The sequence below is a fragment of the Bradyrhizobium sp. Y36 genome (assembly GCF_002531575.1).
Classification (GTDB): domain Bacteria; phylum Pseudomonadota; class Alphaproteobacteria; order Rhizobiales; family Xanthobacteraceae; genus Bradyrhizobium.
Genome location: NZ_NWTI01000013.1, coordinates 133,880 through 151,176, shown reverse-complemented (window position 1 = coordinate 151,176; position 17,297 = coordinate 133,880). Strand labels below are relative to the sequence as shown.

15 protein-coding genes are annotated in these 17,297 nt (G+C 64.5%); 12 read left to right on the top strand and 3 right to left on the bottom strand.

Annotated elements, in window-relative coordinates:
- Positions 1–153: 153 nt before the first annotated feature.
- From CO669_RS21650 to CO669_RS21635, 5 genes are all read left to right on the top strand, one after another.
- A complete protein-coding gene (locus CO669_RS21650; protein WP_097661961.1) occupies positions 154–2,625 on the top strand; it encodes a TonB-dependent receptor in 2,472 nt (823 codons plus the stop codon).
- A gap of 89 nt (positions 2,626–2,714) precedes the next feature.
- Positions 2,715–3,050: a hypothetical protein gene (locus CO669_RS21645; protein WP_245444424.1), complete on the top strand. Its 336-nt coding sequence runs from the start codon at positions 2,715–2,717 to the stop codon at positions 3,048–3,050.
- Positions 3,051–3,190: 140 nt separating this feature from the next.
- Positions 3,191–3,358, top strand: coding sequence for a hypothetical protein (locus CO669_RS36090; protein ID WP_198964168.1), 168 nt, complete (start codon positions 3,191–3,193; stop codon positions 3,356–3,358).
- A 60-nt stretch (positions 3,359–3,418) separates the two neighbouring features.
- A complete protein-coding gene (locus CO669_RS21640; RefSeq protein ID WP_097661959.1) occupies positions 3,419–3,820 on the top strand; it encodes a hypothetical protein in 402 nt (133 codons plus the stop codon).
- A gap of 590 nt (positions 3,821–4,410) precedes the next feature.
- Complete coding sequence (locus CO669_RS21635; protein ID WP_245444422.1) at positions 4,411–5,796, top strand: hypothetical protein; 1,386 nt, start codon at positions 4,411–4,413, stop codon at positions 5,794–5,796.
- A gap of 19 nt (positions 5,797–5,815) precedes the next feature.
- Here CO669_RS21635 and CO669_RS21630 read toward each other — a convergent pair whose 3' ends face one another.
- Positions 5,816–6,514 (bottom strand): GntR family transcriptional regulator, encoded by a 699-nt coding sequence (locus CO669_RS21630; RefSeq protein ID WP_097661957.1) that lies wholly within the window; start codon positions 6,512–6,514, stop codon positions 5,816–5,818.
- Positions 6,515–6,659: 145 nt separating this feature from the next.
- On the opposite strand from CO669_RS21630, the gene CO669_RS21625 reads away from it, so the two are divergent.
- The 7 genes from CO669_RS21625 to CO669_RS21595 all read left to right on the top strand — a co-directional run bounded on the left by CO669_RS21625 (position 6,660) and on the right by CO669_RS21595 (position 14,657).
- On the top strand, positions 6,660–7,559 hold the full coding sequence (locus CO669_RS21625; protein WP_097661956.1) for a VOC family protein: 900 nt from the start codon (positions 6,660–6,662) through the stop codon (positions 7,557–7,559).
- Positions 7,556–9,178 carry a bifunctional 3-(3-hydroxy-phenyl)propionate/3-hydroxycinnamic acid hydroxylase gene (locus CO669_RS21620; protein WP_097661955.1) on the top strand — a complete coding sequence of 541 codons (1,623 nt, stop codon included), beginning with the start codon at positions 7,556–7,558 and terminating at the stop codon, positions 9,176–9,178. The genes CO669_RS21625 and CO669_RS21620 overlap by 4 nt, the downstream gene beginning before the upstream one ends.
- Positions 9,175–10,020: a fumarylacetoacetate hydrolase family protein gene (locus tag CO669_RS21615; RefSeq protein ID WP_097661954.1), complete on the top strand. Its 846-nt coding sequence runs from the start codon at positions 9,175–9,177 to the stop codon at positions 10,018–10,020. The genes CO669_RS21620 and CO669_RS21615 overlap by 4 nt, the downstream gene beginning before the upstream one ends.
- A gap of 74 nt (positions 10,021–10,094) precedes the next feature.
- On the top strand, positions 10,095–11,072 hold the full coding sequence (locus CO669_RS21610) for a Bug family tripartite tricarboxylate transporter substrate binding protein (protein WP_097661953.1): 978 nt from the start codon (positions 10,095–10,097) through the stop codon (positions 11,070–11,072).
- 122 nt (positions 11,073–11,194) lie between these two features.
- Positions 11,195–12,655: a GH1 family beta-glucosidase gene (locus CO669_RS21605; protein WP_097661952.1), complete on the top strand. Its 1,461-nt coding sequence runs from the start codon at positions 11,195–11,197 to the stop codon at positions 12,653–12,655.
- Positions 12,656–12,778: 123 nt separating this feature from the next.
- Positions 12,779–14,011 carry an acetyl-CoA C-acetyltransferase gene (locus tag CO669_RS21600; RefSeq protein ID WP_097661951.1) on the top strand — a complete coding sequence of 411 codons (1,233 nt, stop codon included), beginning with the start codon at positions 12,779–12,781 and terminating at the stop codon, positions 14,009–14,011.
- A gap of 343 nt (positions 14,012–14,354) precedes the next feature.
- Positions 14,355–14,657, top strand: coding sequence for an HU family DNA-binding protein (locus CO669_RS21595; RefSeq protein ID WP_025037698.1), 303 nt, complete (start codon positions 14,355–14,357; stop codon positions 14,655–14,657).
- A 72-nt stretch (positions 14,658–14,729) separates the two neighbouring features.
- Here CO669_RS21595 and CO669_RS36085 read toward each other — a convergent pair whose 3' ends face one another.
- A complete protein-coding gene (locus CO669_RS36085; RefSeq protein WP_198964167.1) occupies positions 14,730–14,885 on the bottom strand; it encodes a hypothetical protein in 156 nt (51 codons plus the stop codon).
- A 5-nt stretch (positions 14,886–14,890) separates the two neighbouring features.
- Positions 14,891–17,296 (bottom strand): endopeptidase La, encoded by a 2,406-nt coding sequence (gene lon, locus CO669_RS21590; RefSeq protein ID WP_097661950.1) that lies wholly within the window; start codon positions 17,294–17,296, stop codon positions 14,891–14,893.
- Position 17,297: the final 1 nt, after the last annotated feature.

Here is a 17,297-nt window from a genome sequence, read left to right as displayed (position 1 = left end):
AATGATCGGGAATTATTCCCGATATCGTCGGGAAAACGGGAGCGGATATTGCCCGACCTTTTGTGGCTGGCGCACCCATCGCGGCCGAATACACTCGCCTCAACCAATCGGCGAAGATCAAAACAGCCGGCGGTCACGGATGGGAAGGCGGGGATGGGCAAGGTTCTTTCGTTCAGGCGTGGTTTGTTGATGGCCTCGGTGTCATCAGGCCTGGTGTCAGGCGTGGTCTTCGTAAGTCCTGCCGTGGCGGCGCAAAACGAGGAGACCAACGTCCAGAATCTGCCGCCGGTCGAGGTGGCGGCGCCGCCGCCGTCGGCGGCCCGGCGTGTCGCGCCGACGCGGCCGGTCGCGCGTATCGGGGCCGCGTCGTCCGCCGCGCCGAGGACACGGCTTTACGTCTATCCGACCTCGCCGGGCACCGGCAGGGGTCTCGATGTCGACAAGGTCGCCTCGTCGATCAATGCCGTCGATGCCAATCAGATCAAGCGGACCGGCTCACTGAACGTCACCGACGCGCTGCGCGACAACATCGCCGGCGTCAACATCACCGAGGTCACCGGCAATCCGTTCCAGCCGGATGTCGAATTCCGCGGCTTCGTCGCGTCGCCCGTGACGGGCACGCCGCAAGGCCTTGCGGTGTATCAGAACGGCGTCCGCATCAACGAGGCGTTCTCGGATGCCGTCAACTGGGACCTGATCCCAACCGCCGCGATCAGGTCGGTCACGCTGGTGACCAACAATCCCGCCTTCGGCCTCAACGCGCTGGGCGGCGCCATCAACCTGCAAATGAAGGACGGCTTCACCTATCAGGGCGCCGAGATCGACGTGATGGGCGGCTCGTTCGGCCGCGTCCAGGGCTCGGCGCAATGGGGCAAGCAGGTCGACAAGAATTTCGGCGTCTATGCCGCGCTCGAAGGCCTGCGCGACAATGGCTTTCGCAACTTCTCGCAATCGACCGTGCGGCGCTTCTACGGCGATGTCGGCTACAAGGCGGGCGACAGCGAATTCCACGCCAACATGGGCGTCGCCAAGAACGATTTCGGCGCCAGCGCCACCGTTCCGGCCGAGCTGCTCGACAAATATTGGGGCGCGACCTACACCACGCCGCAGACCACGTCGAACCGCGTCGGCTATCTCAACCTGACCGGCAAGGCCGATGCGACGCCGACCTGGACGCTCGAAGGCACCGCGCATGTGCGCAGGTACGAGCAGAAGCTCGTCGACGGCAATCCGACCGACGTGCAGGAATGCGCCGCCCTGGGCCTGTTGTGCTTCGGCGACGATACGACGCCGGCCAACGGCACCAACGGCGCGCAGCTCGTCAATCCCTATCCGCTCGGAACCATCCTCGGCGAGATCGACCGCAGCACGATCCGTTCCACCAGCTTCGGCGTGTCGGGGCAGGCCACCAACACCGATCAACTGTTCGGCCACGACAACCGCTTCGTGATGGGCACCAGCTATGATGCCAGCGTCACGCGCTACAACGCCACCGCCGAAATCGGCGCGATCGGCGAAAACTACGTCGTCAGCGGCAGCGGGCTCTTCCTGGGGCCGACCGGTCAGCCGGAAACGGTCGCCGGTCCCGTCTCGCTGCGGACCGTCAACCAGTATAACGGCCTCTACGCGATGGACACGTTCAACGTCACGGATGCGTTCGCCATCACCGGCGGCGGCCGTTTCAACGTGGCGCGCATCTCGCTGGAGAATCAGCTCGGGACCGATCTCAACGGCGATCACACCTTCACCCGCTTCAATCCGGTGATCGGCGGCACCTACAAGATCACGCCGGAGCTGACCGCCTATGCCGGCTATTCCGAGGCCAACCGCGTGCCGACGCCGCTCGAACTCGGCTGCTCCGATCCCGCGAGGCCCTGTCTGATCGCGGCGTTTCTGGTCTCCGACCCGCCGCTCAAGCAGGTGGTGTCCAAGACCATGGAGGCGGGCTTCCGCGGCACCAAGGAGTTGAACATCGGCACGCTCGGCTGGAAGATCGGCGGCTTCCGCGCCACCAATTACGACGACATCGTCGCGGTGCCCGTGGTCGGCCGGACCGGCTTCGGCTATTTCACCAATGTCGGACGGACGCGCCGGCAGGGCCTCGAGGCCGAGGTCAACATCAAGTCGCCGACGCTCCAGTTCCAGGCGAGCTACGCCTTCGTCGACGCACGCTACCTTGACCCGCTCGAGCTCGGCTCGGAAAGCCCCTTTGCCGACCCGGCGACCGACACCATTCACGTTTCGCCCGGCAACCAGCTCCCCGCGATCCCGCGCCATCGTGTCAAGGTCGGCATCGACTATGCCGTGACCGACGTCTGGAAGGTCGGCGGCAACGCGCTGTTCGTCTCCAGCCAGTATCTGGTCGGGGACGAGTCGAACCAGTTCGCGAAACTGCCGTCCTATACGGTGTTCAATCTCCATACCTCCTACCAGGTGGCGAAGAACATCCAGCTCTATGGCAAGATCGACAACATCTTCGACAAGCGCTACGCGACCTACGGGCAGTTCTTCGATCGCGAGGCCTTGCCCAACTTCACCAATGGCGGCAACGACTTCACCGACCCGCGCTCGCTGAGCCCGGCAAGGCCCCGCGCGTTCTATGCGGGGATGCGGGTGACGTTCTAGCGCGAAGGCGCAGCCGGCTGCGACGGCCGCGGATGGCTTGCGCAAAATATCCCGCTTCCGGCATCATACGGCCGGAGGCTCGCTTTGCCGTGTCGTTGAAGAATCCAGATGCCGTCGCCGCTATCGTTGCGGCGCTCCGACGTGTTTACGGCGACGAGGTCGCCCGCCTCATGCTCGTCGAGGGCATGAGCCTCGCCAACCTGATCGATGCGATGTTTTCCGCCCCCTTGACGCACCGGGAGGCCATCAAGGCCATTACCGACGGACTGGATGACTTCGTCGTGTCGCCCGACCTCGGCCTGATGTGGCACCTCAAATACATCTATGGAAAAGAGCCCGGCTCCTTGCATGTGGTGGACATGGAGATCGCCACGCCGAACGGCACACTCGCGAGCAAGGACGTCTGGCTGCGGCTGTCCGCCTAGCGAGGGGGGCTCTTTGGACATTTGGCCCCAGCGGGTGAAGCTCGCGCGGGTTTACCGATCAGCAACCATGTCAAATGATCTGAAAATTGTAACGAAACTGCACGGCTCTCTGTGCGTCGGTTTGCTGGAGGGTCCGTCTGATGACAGAGCACCAGTTGCGAGAGCAGGAATGCCAGATCGCGCGCTATCGGCGTCTGGAACGGGAGGTGACGGATCCGCTTGCGGCGTGTCTGCTTCACGGCATCGTCGAGGACCTCGAAGCCGAGCTGCGCAAGGAAAGGCCGGAATGGCACGGTCCGCGTGATTAACGCTTTCTTAGCGCTAATCATGCGGATGATCGCGCGGGAATGCCAGGGGAGACAGCTCCCATGCTGAAGGACGGGACATATGCGGCGTGGTACAAGACGCCGCTCGACCAGGGGACCGGTATCGTCCATGTCGCGGATGGACAGATCTGGGGCCGTGACAGCCTGATGACGTATCATGGCTCGTGTCAGGTCGATGGAGATCGCTTCACCGCCACGGTGTCGACGAAGCGCCATACCGACGGACGCGCAACGGTGTTCGGCGTGGAAGACGAGCTCACCCTGGACATCGAGGGCAAGTGCCCCGGCAAGATCGCGACCTACACCGCGAAGGCACAACAAGTGCCGGGAATGATTCTCCAGGGAACGCTTATTCTCACCGAGCAGCAATCGCCGGCGCGCGTCGAGCCGCGTCCGCCGTTCAAACCCGGCAAGCTGCCAAAATTGCCGAAGCGCTCGCGCTGACCGGGGGAATGGCGCCAGGCGCACGATCGTCTTGAACTGACGTCCAGCCGGCGGCGAACTCCGCCCGCGACCCGCGAACTCCCAGCTCCGCTGCCGCCTTGCGCTCACCGCCTCGCACGCGTTGAGCCCGGCAAGATCGTGGTCGTCTCATCCGCAGATGCAGCACGAGGCGGCGTTTCAAGCGCCGACATTCATTAAAGCGCTTGAGGCGAACCCTCGCACGGACGTGCCTTGTGTTCGCCCCTGAAACTCCAAGGTCGAATTGCCCATCAGCCCCGATGCTCTTCTTCGGGTAGATCCCGCTCGGTTGCACAACCGATTAACGCATTGTTAGAAGACTCTATCGCAAATAGTTCTGAACGATAACAACAACCCTGCCGGGTTCAAATACCCGGAGCATTTGCGTGAACGTACTGGCTCCCCTGACCACAGAAGACTTCGTCGCGCACGGCACTCGCTCGGATCGATCGGTCGCGACCGTCGTGTTCGCCCTGCTCGCCGTCGCCTCGCTTCTCCCGACGCTGCTTGCTCCGATTCCGGCGATGGGGGATTACGTCAATCATCTCGCCCGCATGTATCTCCTGAGCGAGATGGGCGCCGCCGATGCCAATCCATACTACCAGGCGGCGTGGGCCTTCTATCCGAACCTGGCGATGGACCTGGTGGTCCCGCAGATGGCGCGACTGTTCGGCGTCGAGACCGCCTCCCGGCTGTTTCTTCTCGTCAGCCAGATCCTCATCGTCGGCGGCGCACTTGCACTCGAATGGGTCGTGAAGCGGCGCGTTCATCTCGCCGGCTTCGCGGCGCTCATGTTGCTCTACTGCCTTCCATTCTCCTGGGGATTCATCAATTTCGAATGCGGCCTCGGCATCGCCCTTTGCGGCATCGCGGCCTATCTGGCCGTTGGCGATCAACCGGTGCTCGTGCGTTTCGTCGTCAACGCAGCTTTCGTCGTGCTGCTGCTTGCGGCGCATCTCTTCGCCTTGGGGGTCTATGGCGCGACGCTCGGATTCCATGAGTTGTGGCGTGCCGCCGAACGAAAGTATCCTGCGCGAGACGTCGCACTTCGGTTCGTGACGCTCGCAACACCGGCCGTCGCGTCGTTGGTCATCATGCGGTTGACCGCCGGGTCTGTCGGAAGCGAGGGGACCTTTTGGAGTCTTGGCCACAAGCTGCTCTGGCCGTTCTTCATCATGAACGGCTACAGCATGGCCGTCTCGGGTGCGAGTGCGATCGTGCTGATGGCGACATTATACGTCGCCGCCAGATGCAGCATGCTGAAGCTGGCGCCTGCCGGGATCTGGATCGCAACCGGCTTTGCGCTGCTCTATCTTGCGATTCCGCCACGGCTGTTTGACACGGCGTTTGCGGACATCCGGGTTCTGCCTGCCGTCGCCCTGATCCTTCCGGCCTTCTGCTCGCTGTCCCTGCCAAGCCGACGATGGACGATGGCCGCGCTTGTCATTGTCAGTGGCATCACGCTCGCAAATCTGGGCCTGGTGCTCGATGTCTGGCTCTCCTACCGTCCGGAATATTCGGCCGTCATCGAGTCCTTTCAGCATATCGATCGTGGTTCGAAGATTCTGATCGGGACCAGCGCGGAGAGCGAGGATCCACCGTTCCAGGATCTCACCCAGTTCCCGGTGTACTACGCGCCGACGCTCGCCGTGCACTACGCGAAAGCCTTTGTGTCGAACCTGTTCACCGAGACCGGCAAGCAACCGATTCAGGTGCGCCGCGAAGTTCGCCGCCTCGGCGTCCCCAATGGGGGGCCCGTGCCGATACACCTGCTCCGTGCCATCGCCGCAGGAAGAACGACCGAAGCCGAAGACACCGCTGCCGTCAGCACCTGGCATCGAGACTACGATTATCTCTATCTGGTCGGCCCTGCCATCGCGAACCCGCTGCCAGACCTGCTGCAGGAATTGGACAGGTCCGGGCGCTTCGCTCTCTACAAGATCCGCCATACGCCCTGAGAGTATGGCTGAGAAGAAGTTACGCCAGCAGTCCGTCGAGATCGGAATAGATGACGTCGGCCGTACGCTGATAATGCTGCTGCAGCAGGCGGACTGCCTGCTCGCCGTCCCTGGCGAGAACCGCCTGAAGGATATCGCTGTGCTCGGCGCCGACCTTGCGCGCCGGATAGGCCTTCGCAATCGACATCATGCGGTACCGGTAGAGACGGTCGGCGAGCTGCTCGCAGAAGCCGAGCAGGGGGCGTGAACCGCAAAGGCCTATCAGCGTCGCATGGAAGGCGCGGTGCACCTTCTCCCAATCCGGATTGTCCTCGAAGGTGTCGGGCTTGAGCGAGCGCAGCGTGCGATCGAGCCGGTGATGCGCAACCAGCAGCGCCTCTTCCCAGGCCTGGGTCGCATTCTGCATGGACTCGCGCAGCGCCAGACCTTCGACCCAGCACCTCGTCTTGGTCAGCTCCTGGAGTTCCTCCTTGCTGACCTCCTTCACATAGAAGCCGCGCTGCTCCATGCCGACGACGAACTCTTCGGTGGTCAGGCGGTTGAGCGCCTCGCGCAGCGGCGTCTGCCCGACATTGTACTGCTCCATCAGGAAGCGCGACTGCAGCTTGCGACCGGGCTCGAGCCGCGTCGTCAGGATGTCGGCCTTGAGGCGCGCGTAGATGGTGGTCGCCAGTGTTGCCGGCTGGTCCACCTTCTGGCTTGGCAGGTCAGGGCGCATGTCTGGGCTCACGGCAATCCATTGGAATCTCAGCGCTTGTGTACATTAGCAGATCTGCCGCCAATTATTTATAAATTTTTGCTTTACGGGCTATTTTGTACATATTAAAGGATCTGCGTTTCGCGTTTCCTGACAAGGAAGTCCAATGTCCGACTTTCCGGTGACGGCCCTGCGCAGCGTCGAGATCACGACGCCGCAGCTTGCCGGCTCGGTCGAGTTCTACAGCAAGGTCTGGGGCCTCGACGTCGCGGCGGAGGCGGACGGCACGGTGTACCTTGCCGCGACGGGCAGCGACTTCCACGTTCTCGAGCTCACGCCGGGCGAGGCGACGTCGCTCCGCAAGATCAGCTTTCGCGTCCGCTCGCACGACGATCTGCACAGCTTGTTCGCGCGTGCGCGGCAAGCCGGCTGCGAGGTGATCAGCTCGCCCGCGCCGTCGCCTGCACCCTCGGGCGGGACGAGCTTCGTCGTTCGCGAGGCGCAGGGATGCGTCATCGAGTTCGTTCATGGCGATCGCACCAAGCCGGCACGCGTGATCGCGGATCGCCCCGAGCGTCTCGCACATGTCAACATCAACAGCGCCGACATCGAGAAGCTCTCTGCTTTCTATCAGGAAACCCTGGGATTCCGGCTGTCGGATCGCTCCAAGCTGATGGCGTTCCTGTGCTGCAACAGCGATCACCACGCGATCGTGCTTGCGCAAGCCCCGCGCAACGGCCTCAATCACGTGGCTTTCCTCATGCCCGATCTGGAGTCCGTCATGCGCGGCTCAGGTCGCATGATCGATCACGGCTATCCGATCGGCTGGGGCGTCGGCCGCCACGGCCCGGGCGACAACGTGTTCGCCTATTTCGTCGATCCGGCAGGCAGCGTCATCGAATACACCGCCGAAGTCCTGCAAATTGACGACACCTATGTCGCGAAAGGCCCGGCCGATTGGGTCTGGCCTCCGGGGCGAACCGATCAGTGGGGCATCGCCCCGCCGAAGTCGGACGCCTGTAAGGCGGCGCAGCTCGCCATTCCCTTCGCGGCGGCGCGCGCATGACGGATGCGGCTGGCACCACCGATTACGACGTGCTCGTCGTCGGCTTCGGCCCGACCGGCGCAGTGGCCGCAGGCCTGCTCGGGCGCCTCGGTCATCGAACCCTGGTCATCGACCGGTTGACCGGCGTCTATGACAAGCCGCGCGCGATTGCACTCGATCACGAGATCTTCCGTCACTTCGACAATATGGGCCTCGCTGATGCGATCTCGCCCCATGTCGAGCCTTTCACCGCGTCGGAGCATTTTGGCGTCGACGGCCAGTTGATCCGACGCATCGACATGGTCGCAAAGCCCTATCCGCTCGGCTACACGCCGAGCATGGTGTTCAGCCAGCCCGCTGTCGAGGCCGAGCTGCGCCGCCATGCAACCGGGTTTTCCAATGTGCGCACCGAGCTCGGCGTCGAGCTGATCGATCTCGTTCAAACGTCCGATCGCGTCGAGGCGCAGCTGAATGAAAATGATGGACGGCGCCGCTCCGTGACGGCGCGCTACGTGCTCGGCTGCGATGGCGCATCGAGCATCGTGCGTCAGATCGCAGGGCTCGCGCTCGAGGATCTCGGCTTCGACGAGCCCTGGCTGGTGGTCGATGCGCGTGTCAACGAGGGTTCACTGGCTCGCCTGCCGCAATGCTCCGCGCAATTCTGCGATCCGGCGCGCCCCGTGAGCTTCCTGATCGGTCCGAACAACCACCGCCGCTGGGAGATCATGCTGCTGCCGGGCGAGGATGCGCGGCAGATGGAGCGGCCGGCGAGTGTGTGGAAGCTGCTCGCGCCCTGGCTCACGCCGCAGGACGGGGAGATATGGCGGGCGGCCTCCTATCGCTTCCATGCCCTCGTTGCCGCGGACTGGCGCAACGGCAGGATCCTGATCGCCGGCGATGCCGCGCATCAGCAGCCGCCCTTCATCGGCCAGGGCATGTGCCAGGGTCTGCGCGACGCCACCAACCTCGTCTGGAAGCTCGATCGCGTGCTGAAGGGCGTCTCCTCCGGCGGCCTGCTCGACAGCTACGCGGTCGAACGCAAGCGGCACGTCATCGAGCTCACCGGCAAGATCAAGGCAATCGGCCAGTCGATCTGCGAGCGCGATCCGGCTGCCGCCCGGCGGCGCGATGCGCAAATCCTGGCCGAAGGCGGCGGCAAGCCGCTGCATCTGACGCGGCAGGAAATCATTCCGCCGCTGCGCGCAGGATGTCTGTCAGATCACGAGACGCCGGCGCGCGGCACGCTGTTTCCGCAGCCGCGCATCGCACGCGGTGCGACGACCGGCTTGCTGGACGAAATGACCGGGCCCGGCTGGCGGCTGGTGATCGACGGCCGCAGCAACGACGCCGCTTCCATGCTGGCCTTCTGCGCCGCGCGCGCCGACATGTCTGTCGCCGCAATCGCACCTGTCGGCGCAGGTCGTCCGAATGTGCTGGAAGAGACCGACGGGGTGCTGGCGGGCTGGTTCGATCGTCACGGTGTCGTCGCAGCGGCCGTTCGGCCCGATCACTACGTGTTCGGAACCGCGCGCAATGCCCGCGAGCTCGGCGATCTCTTCGCCGAGATCGCCTTGCGTCGTTGCGACGTCGCGGCTGGGCAAGACAGGATTCCCGATCTGAAAATGGAGAGAACACCGTGAAACTGGCTACCGTAGCGATCGAAGGCCGCACCACCTGGGGCATTGTCGAAGGCGAGACCTTTTTCGACGTCGGCGCGGTGCTCAAGACGCGCTATCCCGATCTCAAGGCCTCAATCGGCGCCGCCTTCGCCGGCGTGGCGGATGCCAAGACCTCCGCAACGGCCGTTCCGATCTCAAAAGTCACCTGGCTGCCGGTGATCCCGAATCCGGACAAGATCCTGTGCGTGGGCCTGAACTACGAGACCCACCGCAAGGAGACCGGCCGCGCCGAGGTCGAACATCCCACCATCTTCTCGCGCTATGCCAACAGCCAGACCGGACATTTGCAGCCGATCGTGCGGCCGCGCGTCTCGACCCACCTCGATTTCGAAGGCGAGCTTGCGGTCGTCATCGGCAAGGCCGGCCGCTACATCTCCCGGGCGGACGCCATGAACCATGTCGCGGGTTACTCCTGCTACAATGACGGCAGCATCCGCGATTTCCAGCGTCACACGCATCAGTTCACGCCGGGCAAGAATTTTCCGGACACCGGCGCTTTCGGGCCCTGGATGATGACGCCGGACGAGCTCGGTCCGCTCGGCGAGCTCAAGCTCGAGACGCGTCTCAACGGAGAGGTCATGCAGGAGGCGCGGATCAAGCAGATGATCTTCGATATCCCGCGCCAGATCGAATACTGCTCGACCTTCACGCGGCTCGAGCCCGGCGACGTCATCGTCAGCGGAACGCCGGGCGGCGTCGGTTCACGGCGCGAGCCGCCGCTCTGGATGAAGCCCGGCGATGTCGTCGAGATCGAGGTCGATCGTCTCGGCGTGCTCAGGAATGTCGTCGCCGACGAAACCTGACCGAACGTCGGCCGCCGGCGGCGGCGAGCGAACCATAAAAACCCGCAAAGCGGGATCTTCCAGGGAGGAACACCATGTCCGGACTGTCCCGTCGCGTGCTGCTCGCCGGCGCTGCGCTCTGCCTGTCGCTTCCGGCCTCTGCGCAATTGTGGCCGCAGCGGCCCGTGACGGTCGTCGTGCCGCAGCCGGCGGGCAACAGCCCGGACGTGATGTGCCGTCTCATCACCGAAAAGCTCTCGCGGGTCCTCGGTCAGCAATTCGTCGTGGAGAATCGTCCTGGCGCCGCAAATCTCGTCGGCACCCAATCGGTCGCCCGTGCCGCTCCGGACGGCTACACGTTGCTGTTTGCGACGTCGGCCGCGCTCGTCACCAATCCCTACACTTTCAAGAAGCTTCCCTATGATCCCGTCAAGGACTTCGTGCCGGTCGCGATGGTGGCGAAGAGCAACCACGTCCTGCTCGTCAATCCCGAGGTGAAGGCCAATACGCTGCCGGAATTGATCAAGCTCGAGCAATCGGCGCCGGGTTCCCTCAGCCTGGCCGTGGACGGTGCGCGCAACCTCTCGGGTCTGATCGCCCAGGCCATCAACAAGAGCGCCGGAACGGGCTTCGTCCTGATCCCCTACAATACGACCACGAATGCCGTGCAGGACGCGATCTCGGGCCGCATCCAGGTGACGATCCAGTCGGCCTCCATCGCCGAGGCCTTCATCAAGGCAGGTACGCTCCGCCCGGTGGCCGTTGCCGGCGCCAGGCGGCTGGATTCGCTGCCGGACGTTCCTGCAATTGCGGAGACGCTGCAGAGCGTCGATCTCCAGGGCTGGTTCATGTTCATGGCCCCGGCCGGCACCCCGGCTGACGTCGTCGAAAAGCTGAGTGCCGAGATTGCACGCGCCCTCGAATCGTCCGACGTGCGCGAGCGGGCTCCCACACTCGGATTCGATGTCCGTGTCGGCGATGCGGTGACGCCCATGGGCGCAAAGCGGTTCCTCGAAGACCAGCTCGCCTCGTCAGGCAAGATCATTCAAGGGCTTGGCATCGAGCCTGAATAGCGGTCTGCAGAACGGGCGTGCCCTTCTGCATTTTTGCATCGTCAAGGCTTGCCTCCGCTGCTTCTCAAATCGCCTGCGACCCGTCATTGTGCGCCCGCAACAAGCATCGGGGACAGCATCGCATGTCGGAGAAGGTGTCGCGTCGCCAGTTTGCCAAGCTGGCGGGATTGTCCGCGGCCGGAATGGCAAGTCCTCTGGAGGCAGCCGAGGCCAAGCAGGCCCGGGCGCGCAGCACCGCTGGCTTTCCGGCCGGCTTCGTCTGGGGCACGGCGACCTCGTCCTACCAGGTCGAGGGTGCGGTCAACGAGGACGGGCGAGGGGCCTCGATCTGGGACAAGTTCGTGCGCATCCCCGGCAAGATCGAGGACGGCACCACCGGCGACCGCGCCAACGAGCACTATCACCGCTACAAGGAGGACGTCGCGCTCATCAAGGCGCTCGGCTGCAAGGCCTATCGTTTCTCGGTGGCCTGGCCCCGGGTGTTTCCGGACGGTGATGGCAAGCCGAACCCGAAAGGTCTCGACTTCTACAATCGTCTCGTCGACGAGCTCTTGAAGAACGGCATCGAGCCGTGGCTGACGCTCTATCATTGGGACCTGCCGCAATCGCTTCAGGACCGCTTCGGCGGCTGGCGCTCGACCGAGACCTGCAAGATCTTCGGCGACTATGCGGCCTATGTCGCCGAGCATCTGACCGACCGCGTCAGGAACGTGTTCACGCTGAACGAGAGCGGCCGCTTCGTCTATTTCGGCTACGGCATCGGCATCGACGCGCCCGGCCTGACGCTGCCGCAAGCCGAGGTCAACCAGATCAGGCACAACAGCGCGCTGGCGCATGGGCTCGCGGTGCAGGCGGTGCGCGCCCATGGCCGCCGCGGCACCAGGGTCGGCCCGGCCGAAAACGTCGATGCCTGCGTGCCCGCGATCGACACGCCGGAGAATGTGCGTGCCGCGGGAATTGCGCTGCGCGAAATGAACGCCGGCTATCTCAATGTCATCATGACCGGCCGCTACACCGACGCCTTTCTGAAATTCGCCGGCGCCGACGCACCGAAACACACCGAGGCGGAGCTGAAGATCATCTCCTCGCCGGTCGACTTCCTCGGCCTCAACATCTACGCGCCGCAGCACTACGTGGTGGCCTCCGACCAGGGCGCGGGTTTCGTGCCGCTGCCGATCCCGAAATCGTTCCCGCATATGAACTCCGACTGGCTGCGCGTCGGGCCCGAGACGCTCTATTGGGTCCCGAAGCTGGCGGCCACGATCTGGAAGACGGATGCGATCTACATCAGCGAGAACGGTGCATCCGGCGACGACGTCGTGACGCAGGATGGCAAGATCTACGACACCGACCGCATCATGTACCTGCGCAACTATCTCGCCCAGCTCCAGCGCGCCACGGCGGAAGGCGTGCCGGTGCGCGGCTATTTCCTCTGGAGCCTGATGGACAATTTCGAATGGGTGTATGGCTTGAACAAGCGTTTCGGGCTGTACCATGTCAATTTCGACACCCAGGTGCGCACGCCGAAGCTCAGTGCGAGCTTCTACCGCAACGTGATCGCGAGGAACGCGGCGGGGGTGTAGCGGCGTTTTGGTGTCTTCGTCCTCCCCGCAAGCGGGGAGGGCGAAGGGAAGGCTCACCGCATTGACTCACCTCATCTCCTGACCCACAAACCTCTCAACACTCACAACAAGAGGATAACGCCCATGACCGACGCGCTGATCATCGATGCCTGCCGGACCCCGCGCGGTGTCGGCAAGGCCGGCAAGGGAGCGCTTTCGGGCATTCATCCGCAGCAGCTCGGCGCCACCGTGCTGGGCGCGCTCGCGGAGCGTACCGGCATCGATACCGCCGACGTCGACGACATCGTCTGGGGCTGCAGCGCGCAGGTCGCGACCCAAAGCGGCGATCTCGGCCGGATGTCGGCGCTCGATGCCGGCTACGACGTACGCGCCAGCGCCGTGACGCTGGATCGATTTTGCGGTTCCGGCATCACCAGCGTCAACATGGCGGCGTCCTCGATCATGGCGGGGTCCGAGGACCTCGTCATCGCCGGCGGCTGCGAGATGATGTCGATGGAAGGGCGCCGTGGCTCGGGTCCGATGATGATGGACAACGGCAATCTGCATCTGCGCGCCAGGCATCCACAGTCGCATCAGGGCGTCTGCGCGGACGCGATCGCGACCATGGAAGGCATCACGCGACGGGATGTCGACGCGCTCGGACTGGAGAGCCAGAAGCGTGCCGCGCATGCCATGGCGAACGGGTACTTCAAGAAGAGCCTCGTGCCTGTTCACCGCGAGGACGGCAGCCTTGCGCTCGACCACGAGGAGTATCCCCGGCCGCAGACCACGATGGAGGGGCTCAGCGGACTGAAGCCGGCATTCCCCGCAATTGCCGACTACGCGCTCGACGACAAGGGCACGACCTATCGCGGCCTGATCCTGCAGAAATATCCTGACCTCGAGATCGACTTCGTGCACCATGCCGGCAATTCGTCCGGCGTCGTCGACGGCGCCGCCGCGATCCTGCTGGCCTCGCCCGCTTACGCGAGGGCGCATGGCCTCAAGGCCCGCGCCCGCGTGGTGGCGATGGCGAATATGGGGGACTCGCCGACCCTGATGCTGAACGCGCCGGTCCCGGCGACGCGCAAGGTGCTGGCGAAGGCGGGGCTGACCATCGACGACATCGACCTGTTCGAGATCAACGAGGCCTTTGCGGTCGTGGCGGAAAAATATATCCGCGACCTCAAGCTCGATCGCGCCAAGGTCAACGTCAACGGCGGCTCGATCGCGCTCGGTCATCCCATCGGCGCCACCGGTTCGATCCTGATCGGCACCGTGCTCGACGAACTCGAACGGCGTGATCTCAAGCGCGGTCTCGTCACCATGTGCGCCGCCGGCGGCATGGCGCCGGCCATCATCATCGAGCGCGTCTAGCCGATCGACCTCTCGCTTTCTCCCTGTTTTTACGGGCAGGAAGACCGCGACATGCGATCCGACCCTTATATTTCAGGGTGAAAAACGACCGGCCTTTCACAAAGAGGCCGGTCTTCGCTTGTCGAAAGCGGCGAATCAGTTCTAGCAAGATGTCGTGCGGGCCTTTGAAACAAGGCAAAATCCGCTGCTCGAGGCTCCTTCCGCACTGGAAGTGGCTAAAATGCAGGGTTTTTTGCCACAGAGGGCCAAAAATGCCCGTAAAACCGCGACAAAACTGTGCAGAAGGCTATAGGCCTTCGCCGGTTGGTCTAATATGCAGCCGTCACGAATCAGAGGAGACACGATGGCAACCCAAATGTCCAAATCGCAGTTGATCGAAAAGATTGCGACCGCCACTGAGCTTTCCAAGCGCGACGTCAAGAACGTCATGGAGACGCTGACCGACGTCGGTCACAAGGAGCTCAAGAAGAACGGCCTGTTCCTGGTGCCGGGCTTCGCCAAGTTCGTGGTCATCAAGAAGCCCGCGACCAAGGCTCGCAAGGGCACCAACCCGTTCACGGGCGAAGAGATGATGTTCAAGGCCAAGCCGGCCCGCAAGATCGTCCGCGCCCGCCCGGTCAAGGCGGCCAAGGACGCCGTGGGCTAACAACGCAAAGGCCCCCTCAGGTTGGAGGGGGCCTTTTGTTTGGGGCAGCCGCGAGGGCCTGAGACGGAGGGCTCAACCCTTGCGGCGCTTCACCCGGACCGGGATCGGCTGAAGCCGCGGCTCGGGTGCTGCCAGTGCATCGCGAACCCGGTCGACGGCACGACCGAGCAGCTGGCGCAGCCGCTGCGTTTTCCGCGATCGCTTCGCTTCTTCCAGCAGTTTCTTCATCGTAGTCACTCCGCCGCTTCGACCTTCGCATCGACCTTCGCATTGACTTGGGCCTCGACCGGCTCGAGCGCCGCGGCGATGGCTTCGTCGACGCGCTCCAGCCAGATGAATTCGAGGTTGTCCCGTGCGCTCTTCGGGATGTCGTCGTAGTCCCGCTTGTTGCGTGCCGGCAGCATGACCCGCTTCAGGCCCGCCGCCGCAGCCGCCACCACCTTCTCCTTGATGCCGCCGACCGGCAGCACCAGGCCGCGCAGCGAGATCTCGCCGGTCATCGCCGTGTCGCTCCTCACCGTGCGATTGGTGAGCAGTGACGTCAGCGCCGTGAACATCGCAACGCCCGCGCTCGGTCCGTCCTTCGGGGTGGCCCCCGCCGGCACGTGAACGTGGATGTCGCTCTTCTCGAAGACCGACGGATCGATGCCGAGCTGCGCGGCCTTGCTCTTCACCAGCGTGAGCGCTGCCTGCACGCTCTCGCGCATGACCTCGCCGAGCTGGCCGGTCAGGATCATGCCGCCGCGGCCGGGCACGCGCGAGGCCTCGATAAACAGGATGTCGCCGCCGACCGGCGTCCAGGCAAGGCCGGTGGCCACGCCCGGAATGCTGGTGCGCTGCGCGATCTCGCCCTCGAAGCGCGGCTGGCCCAGCACGGTGGCGATATCCTTCGGCGTCACCACGACCTTGGCAGCCGAGCCCTCGGCGACCTGCACCGCGGCATGGCGGAACAGCTTGCCGATCTCGCGCTCGAGGTTACGCACGCCGGCCTCGCGGGTGTAGCCCTTGACCACGAGCTTCAGCGCCTCCGGCTCGATCTCGGCCTGCGCGGCCGTCAGGCCGTTGGCCTCGAGCTGCCGCCGCACCAGATAGCGCCGCGCGATCTCCAGCTTCTCATCCTCGGTGTAGCCGGCGAGGCTGATCAGCTCCATGCGGTCCAAGAGCGGGCCCGGGATCTGGTCCAGCATGTTGGCGGTCGCGATGAACACCACGCGCGACAGGTCGAAGGGCACGCCCAGGTAATTGTCCCGGAACGTCCCGTTCTGCTCGGGGTCGAGCACCTCCAGCATCGCGGCCGAGGGATCGCCCTGCACGCCACGGCCCATCTTGTCGATCTCGTCCAGCATCATGACGCAGGCGCGGCTGCCCGCCTTCTTGATGCCCTGGATGATGTTGCCGGGCAGCGCACCGATATAGGTGCGCCGGTGACCGCGGATCTCGGCCTCGTCATGCACGCCGCCCAGGCTGACGCGCACGAAGGGGCGATCCATCGCGCGGGCGATGGATTGTCCGAGCGAGGTCTTGCCGACGCCGGGCGGACCGACGAAGCAGAGGATCGGCGCCTTGCCCTGCGGCGCCAGCTTGCGCACCGCCAGATATTCGATGATCCGGCTCTTGATCTTCTCGAGGCCAAAGTGGTCGGCATCCAGGATGGCTCGCGCCTCCTTGATGTCGATCGGCTTCTCCGCGGGCAGGGCCCAGGGCAGCTCGATCAGCCAGTCCAGATAAGTGCGGACCATGCCGGCCTCACCGGCAGCCTCAGGCATGCGCTCGTAGCGGCGCAGTTCCTTCTTGGCATGTGCCTCCGCCTCCGGCGGCATGTTGGCCTTGGCGATCGCAGCGGTCAGCTCGGCGACCTCGGCCGCCTTGCCGTCGCCTTCGCCGAGCTGGCGCTGGATCGTCGCCATCTGCTCGCGCAGGATCGCCTCGCGCTGCCGCTCGTCGAAAGAGGCCCTGGTCTTCTGGCCGATCTCGTTGGAGATGCGCAGCACCTCCAGCCGCTCGGCCAGGTGCTTCGACACCTTCTCGACGCGCAGGGTCAGGTCGATGGTCTCCAGCACCTCCTGCTTGTCCTGCGGCCTGATGTCCATGAACGAGGTCGCCAGATCCGCCAGCGCGCCGGGCGCGCTGGTGCTCTGGAACATCGCGACCAGCTCGGGCGGCGCCTGCGGCAGCAGCTCGATCGCCTCGATCGCCTGGCGCTGCAGATTCAGCGCCCGCGCCTCGATCTCGGGCGAGGTCGTGGTCGGCTCGGGGATCTGCTGGAAGCGCGCGACCGGGAACGGCGTCCCCGGCAGGAAGTCGAGGATGCGTGCGCGCTGCACGCCCTGGCAGACGATGTGGTGGGTGCCGTCGGGCGCGGTGATGTAGCGCACGACGTTGGCGATGGTCGCGACCCGGTAGAGGTCGTCGGGCCCGGGTTCCTCGATCTCGGGGCTGCGTTGCAGGACGATGCCGACCGGCCGCTGCTCGCGCAGCGCCTGCTGCGCGGCGGCGATGGACTTCGCCCGGCCGATCGCGATCGGGGCGATGGCGCCGGGGAATAGCACCATCTCGCGCACGGGGATGATGATCAGCGCGTCGTCGGGGATCTTCACGTCGTTATGGGTCTGTTCGTTGTTCATCTGTTCGGTGGCCATG

Coding starts and splice junctions, on each gene's coding strand:
- CO669_RS21650 (WP_097661961.1), top strand. CDS start 154: ATGGGCAAGGTTCTTTCGTTCAGGCGTGGTTTGTTGATGGCCTCGGTG.
- CO669_RS36090 (WP_198964168.1), top strand. CDS start 3,191: ATGACAGAGCACCAGTTGCGAGAGCAGGAATGCCAGATCGCGCGCTAT.
- CO669_RS21640 (WP_097661959.1), top strand. CDS start 3,419: ATGCTGAAGGACGGGACATATGCGGCGTGGTACAAGACGCCGCTCGAC.
- CO669_RS21635 (WP_245444422.1), top strand. CDS start 4,411: ATGGGCGCCGCCGATGCCAATCCATACTACCAGGCGGCGTGGGCCTTC.
- CO669_RS21630 (WP_097661957.1), bottom strand. CDS start 6,514: ATGCGCCCTGACCTGCCAAGCCAGAAGGTGGACCAGCCGGCAACACTG.
- CO669_RS21625 (WP_097661956.1), top strand. CDS start 6,660: ATGTCCGACTTTCCGGTGACGGCCCTGCGCAGCGTCGAGATCACGACG.
- CO669_RS21620 (WP_097661955.1), top strand. CDS start 7,556: ATGACGGATGCGGCTGGCACCACCGATTACGACGTGCTCGTCGTCGGC.
- CO669_RS21610 (WP_097661953.1), top strand. CDS start 10,095: ATGTCCGGACTGTCCCGTCGCGTGCTGCTCGCCGGCGCTGCGCTCTGC.
- CO669_RS21605 (WP_097661952.1), top strand. CDS start 11,195: ATGTCGGAGAAGGTGTCGCGTCGCCAGTTTGCCAAGCTGGCGGGATTG.
- CO669_RS21600 (WP_097661951.1), top strand. CDS start 12,779: ATGACCGACGCGCTGATCATCGATGCCTGCCGGACCCCGCGCGGTGTC.
- CO669_RS21595 (WP_025037698.1), top strand. CDS start 14,355: ATGGCAACCCAAATGTCCAAATCGCAGTTGATCGAAAAGATTGCGACC.
- CO669_RS36085 (WP_198964167.1), bottom strand. CDS start 14,885: ATGAAGAAACTGCTGGAAGAAGCGAAGCGATCGCGGAAAACGCAGCGG.
- lon (WP_097661950.1), bottom strand. CDS start 17,296: ATGGCCACCGAACAGATGAACAACGAACAGACCCATAACGACGTGAAG.